The organism is Kribbella sp. DT2 (assembly GCF_049844575.1).
Classification (GTDB): domain Bacteria; phylum Actinomycetota; class Actinomycetes; order Propionibacteriales; family Kribbellaceae; genus Kribbella.
The window spans coordinates 1-5,411 of sequence record NZ_JBNCLH010000023.1; the positions used below are offsets into that span (position 1 = coordinate 1).

3 rRNA genes are annotated in these 5,411 nt (G+C 55.8%); all 3 read left to right on the forward strand.

The annotated features are described in order from the left end of the window. Positions 1–11: 11 nt before the first annotated feature. The 3 genes from ACLQ2O_RS41875 (at position 12) to rrf (ending at position 5,386) form a co-directional block, all read left to right on the forward strand. Positions 12–1,527: ribosomal RNA gene (locus tag ACLQ2O_RS41875) — 16S ribosomal RNA — on the forward strand. A 479-nt stretch (positions 1,528–2,006) separates the two neighbouring features. Then, positions 2,007–5,131, forward strand: a 23S ribosomal RNA gene (locus tag ACLQ2O_RS41880). A 137-nt stretch (positions 5,132–5,268) separates the two neighbouring features. Next, positions 5,269–5,386: ribosomal RNA gene (gene rrf, locus ACLQ2O_RS41885) — 5S ribosomal RNA — on the forward strand. Together the 16S, 23S and 5S rRNA genes form the textbook arrangement of a ribosomal RNA operon. Positions 5,387–5,411 lie beyond the last annotated feature (25 nt).

The following is a 5,411-nucleotide window of genomic DNA, read 5'->3' on the forward strand; positions in this document are numbered from 1 at the left end:
ACATATAGATTTCAACGGAGAGTTTGATCCTGGCTCAGGACGAACGCTGGCGGCGTGCTTAACACATGCAAGTCGAGCGGTAAGGCCCTTCGGGGTACACGAGCGGCGAACGGGTGAGTAACACGTGAGCAACCTACCCTCAACTTCGGGATAAGCCTCGGAAACGGGGTCTAATACCGGATATCACTCCATTCTTCATGGTTTGGGGTTGAAAGTTCTGGCGGTTGGGGATGGGCTCGCGGCCTATCAGCTTGTTGGTGGGGTAATGGCCTACCAAGGCGTCGACGGGTAGCCGGCCTGAGAGGGCGACCGGCCACACTGGGACTGAGACACGGCCCAGACTCCTACGGGAGGCAGCAGTGGGGAATATTGCGCAATGGGCGAAAGCCTGACGCAGCAACGCCGCGTGAGGGATGACGGCCTTCGGGTTGTAAACCTCTTTCAGCAGGGACGAAGCGAGAGTGACGGTACCTGCAGAAGAAGGACCGGCCAACTACGTGCCAGCAGCCGCGGTAATACGTAGGGTCCGAGCGTTGTCCGGAATTATTGGGCGTAAAGGGCTCGTAGGCGGTTCGTCACGTCGGGAGTGAAAACTCGGAGCTTAACTCCGAGCCTGCTTCCGATACGGGCAGACTAGAGGTAGGCAGGGGAGAGCGGAACTCCTGGTGTAGCGGTGGAATGCGCAGATATCAGGAAGAACACCGGTGGCGAAGGCGGCTCTCTGGGCCTTACCTGACGCTGAGGAGCGAAAGCGTGGGTAGCGAACAGGATTAGATACCCTGGTAGTCCACGCCGTAAACGTTGGGCGCTAGGTGTGGGGGACATTCCACGTCCTCCGTGCCGCAGCTAACGCATTAAGCGCCCCGCCTGGGGAGTACGGCCGCAAGGCTAAAACTCAAAGGAATTGACGGGGGCCCGCACAAGCGGCGGAGCATGCGGATTAATTCGATGCAACGCGAAGAACCTTACCTGGGTTTGACATATAGGGAAATCTCACAGAGATGTGAGGTCCGTAAGGGTCCTATACAGGTGGTGCATGGCTGTCGTCAGCTCGTGTCGTGAGATGTTGGGTTAAGTCCCGCAACGAGCGCAACCCTCGTCCTATGTTGCCAGCACGTTATGGTGGGGACTCATAGGAGACTGCCGGGGTCAACTCGGAGGAAGGTGGGGATGACGTCAAGTCATCATGCCCCTTATGTCCAGGGCTTCACGCATGCTACAATGGCCGGTACAAAGGGCTGCGATACCGCAAGGTGGAGCGAATCCCAAAAAGCCGGTCTCAGTTCGGATTGGGGTCTGCAACTCGACCCCATGAAGTCGGAGTCGCTAGTAATCGCAGATCAGCAACGCTGCGGTGAATACGTTCCCGGGCCTTGTACACACCGCCCGTCACGTCATGAAAGTCGGCAACACCCGAAGCCGGTGGCCTAACCCTTGTGGAGGGAGCCGTCGAAGGTGGGGCTGGCGATTAGGACGAAGTCGTAACAAGGTAGCCGTACCGGAAGGTGCGGCTGGATCACCTCCTTTCTAAGGAGCATTGACGCTGGACTCATAGGGTTCAGTGTCTACTCGTCGTTTCCTAGACGTTCGTTCTAGGGCGATGATGCTTCGGAATGTGGAACATTGACCATTAGGCCGGGATCGCAACCGATCGAGCAAGTACTGCCGATTCTCTTCGGAGATGAGGCGTGGAACGTGAGTGGGGTTGGGTGAAAGGCTGAGGCGCGCTGTTGGGTCCTGAGGAATCGGGCTGTTGGAATCTTTGCGGATTCCTTGGTTCGGTTTTTCTAGGCCGCTACCACACCGACTTGTTCGGTGTGGGGTGTGGTTGGGGCCAACCTTCATCAAACCGTTGGTTCGGTTTCTTGTTCTGGGTGTGTTGTTTCCCTGGTTCGAGTTTCTGGCCGGCAGGTGATGGTCTGGGTTGGTGTTCCTGCCCGTATTTTGAGAACTGTATAGTGGACGCGAGCATCTTTTGTAGCAATGTATTGTTCCTTATGTATGTGTGACAAGCTACTAAGGGCAATCGGTGGATGTCTAGGCACCAAGAGCCGATGAAGGACGTTGGAGCCTGCGATAAGCCCCGGGGAGTTGGCAACCAAGCTGTGATCCGGGGGTGTCCGAATGGGGAAACCCAGCTGGCATTCTAAAGCCAGTTACCAGTTCCTGAACACATAGGGTTCTGGAGGGAACGCGGGGAAGTGAAACATCTCAGTACCCGCAGGAAGAGAAAACAATAGTGATTCCGTGAGTAGTGGCGAGCGAAAGCGGATGAGGCTAAACCATGTGCGTGTGATAGCCGGCGTGCGTTGCGTATGTGGGGTTGTGGGAGCATTCAGACACTAATGCCGTGGTGTCGGGGAGTTATAAATCACTGTTGAAGTCGAATCTTCTGGAATGTTGAGCCGTAGTGGGTAATGGCCCCGTAGGCGTAAGACAGTGACTTCCGAGTGTTTTCCCGAGTAGCACGGAACTCTTGAAATTCCGTGTGAATCTGGCGGGACCACCCGCTAAGCCTAAATACTTCTTGGTGACCGATAGCGGACTAGTACCGTGAGGGAAAGATGAAAAGTACCCCGGGAGGGGAGTGAAATAGTACCTGAAACCGGTTGCCTACAATCCGTCGGAGCATTCCCTTGTGGGGTGTGACGGCGTGCCTTTTGAAGAATGAGCCTGCGAGTTAGTGGTGTGTGGCGAGGTTAACCCGTGTGGGGTAGCCGTAGCGAAAGCGAGTCTGAATAGGGCGCTTTAGTCGCATGCTCTAGACCCGAAGCGGAGTGATCTATCCATGGGCAGGTTGAAGCGCGGGTAAGACCGCGTGGAGGACCGAACCCACCAGGGTTGAAAACCTGGGGGATGACCTGTGGATAGGGGTGAAAGGCCAATCAAACTCCGTGATAGCTGGTTCTCCCCGAAATGCATATAGGTGCAGCGTCGCGTGTTTCTTACCGGAGGTAGAGCACTGGATGGTCTAGGGGGCTTACCGGCTTACCGAAATCAGCCAAACTCCGAATGCCGGTAAGTGAGAGCGCGGCAGTGAGACTGCGGGGGATAAGCTCCGTAGTCGAGAGGGAAACAGCCCAGATCACCAGCTAAGGCCCCTAAGCGATTGCTAAGTGGAAAAGGATGTGGAGTTGCCCAGACAACCAGGAGGTTGGCTTAGAAGCAGCCACCCTTGAAAGAGTGCGTAATAGCTCACTGGTCAAGTGATTCCGCGCCGACAATGTAGCGGGGCTCAAGCAATCCGCCGAAGCTGTGGCATTCATATTAGTACTCGGCACCGACTTGATTGGTGTCCAGGTGTGTGGATGGGTAGGGGAGCGTCGTGCAGCGTGTGAAGCAGCAGAGTGATCTAGTTGTGGATGCTGCACGAGTGAGAATGCAGGCATGAGTAGCGAATGACGGGTGAGAAACCCGTCCGCCGAATGATCAAGGGTTCCAGGGTCAAGCTAATCTGCCCTGGGTAAGTCGGGACCTAAGGCGAGGCCGACAGGCGTAGTCGATGGACAACGGGTTGATATTCCCGTACCGGCATTAACACGACCCGACCGAGGTCACTGATGCTAAGACCGAGAAGCTAGGCGGCCTTCGGGCCAAGTAGTGGATCTGTTGACCCTAGGTGGTATTAGGTGCACTAAGGAGTGACGCAGGAGGGCAGTCCATCCGCGGCGATGGTAGGCGCAAGCTGATCCGCGGGCAAGGTGGTAGGGCGAGGCATAGGCAAATCCGTGTCTCATTGAGCCTGAGAACCGAGGCGGACCCGTTCAGGGGAAGTGGATGATCCCATGCTGCCAAGAAAAACTTCGTAGTGAGTGTTAGAGCCGCCCGTACCCCAAACCGACACAGGTGATCAGGTAGAGAATACCAAGGCGATCGAGTGAACCATGGTTAAGGAACTCGGCAAAATGCCCCCGTAACTTCGGGAGAAGGGGGGCCGGATGCGTTATCCCACTTGCTGGGAGAAGCGTTGATGGCCGCAGAGACCAGGCCCAAGCGACTGTTTACTAAAAACACAGGTCCGTGCGAAGAAGTAATTCGATGTATACGGACTGACGCCTGCCCGGTGCTGGAACGTTAAGGGGACAGGTTAGCTGGTTTAGGCCGGCGAAGCTTTGAACTTAAGCGCCAGTAAACGGCGGTGGTAACTATAACCATCCTAAGGTAGCGAAATTCCTTGTCGGGTAAGTTCCGACCTGCACGAATGGCGTAACGACTTGGGCGCTGTCTCAACCATGGACTCGGCGAAATTGCATTACGAGTAAAGATGCTCGTTACGCGCAGCAGGACGGAAAGACCCCGGGACCTTTACTACAACTTGGTATTGGTGGTCGGTACAACTTGTGTAGGATAGGTGGGAGACTGTGAAACCTGGACGCCAGTTCGGGTGGAGTCATCGTTGAAATACCACTCTGGTTGTTCTGGCTGTCTAACTTCGGTCCATTATCTGGATCAGGGACAGTGCCTGGTGGGTAGTTTGACTGGGGCGGTCGCCTCCTAAAAGGTAACGGAGGCGCTCAAAGGTTCCCTCAGCCTGGTTGGCAATCAGGTGTCGAGTGTAAGTGCACAAGGGAGCTTGACTGTGAGACAGACATGTCGAGCAGGGACGAAAGTCGGAACTAGTGATCCGGCGGTGGCATGTGGGAGCACCGTCGCTCAACGGATAAAAGGTACCCCGGGGATAACAGGCTGATCTTCCCCAAGAGTCCATATCGACGGGATGGTTTGGCACCTCGATGTCGGCTCGTCGCATCCTGGGGCTGGAGTAGGTCCCAAGGGTTGGGCTGTTCGCCCATTAAAGCGGCACGCGAGCTGGGTTTAGAACGTCGTGAGACAGTTCGGTCCCTATCCGCTGCGCGCGCAGGAGACTTGAGAAGGGCTGCCCCTAGTACGAGAGGACCGGGGTGGACGAACCTCTGGTGTGCCAGTTGTTCCGCCAGGAGCACGGCTGGTTGGCTACGTTCGGGAGTGATAACCGCTGAAAGCATCTAAGCGGGAAGCACGCTTCAAGATGAGGTCTCCCACCGAGTTAATCGGGTAAGGCCCCCAGTAGACCACTGGGTTGATAGGCCAGAGGTGGAAGCGCCGTAAGGTGTGGAGCTGACTGGTACTAATAGGCCGAGGGCTTGTCTCAACACCACATTGTGGTCATACATTTGAGACTTTATGCTGCGTAAGTAATGTTCGCGTTCACTGTACGGTTCCCGGAATACGGTCAACCCCCAGCCCGATTGTGGTTGTGTGTGTGGTTGGTTGATATTTCTATAGAGTTACGGTGACCATAGCGTCGGGGAAACACCCAGTCTCCATTCCGAACCTGGAAGTTAAGCCCTTCAGCGCCGATGGTACTGCGACCGGGAGGTCGTGGGAGAGTAGGACGTCGCCGGACATTCACACTGTTAAGGGCCACCCCA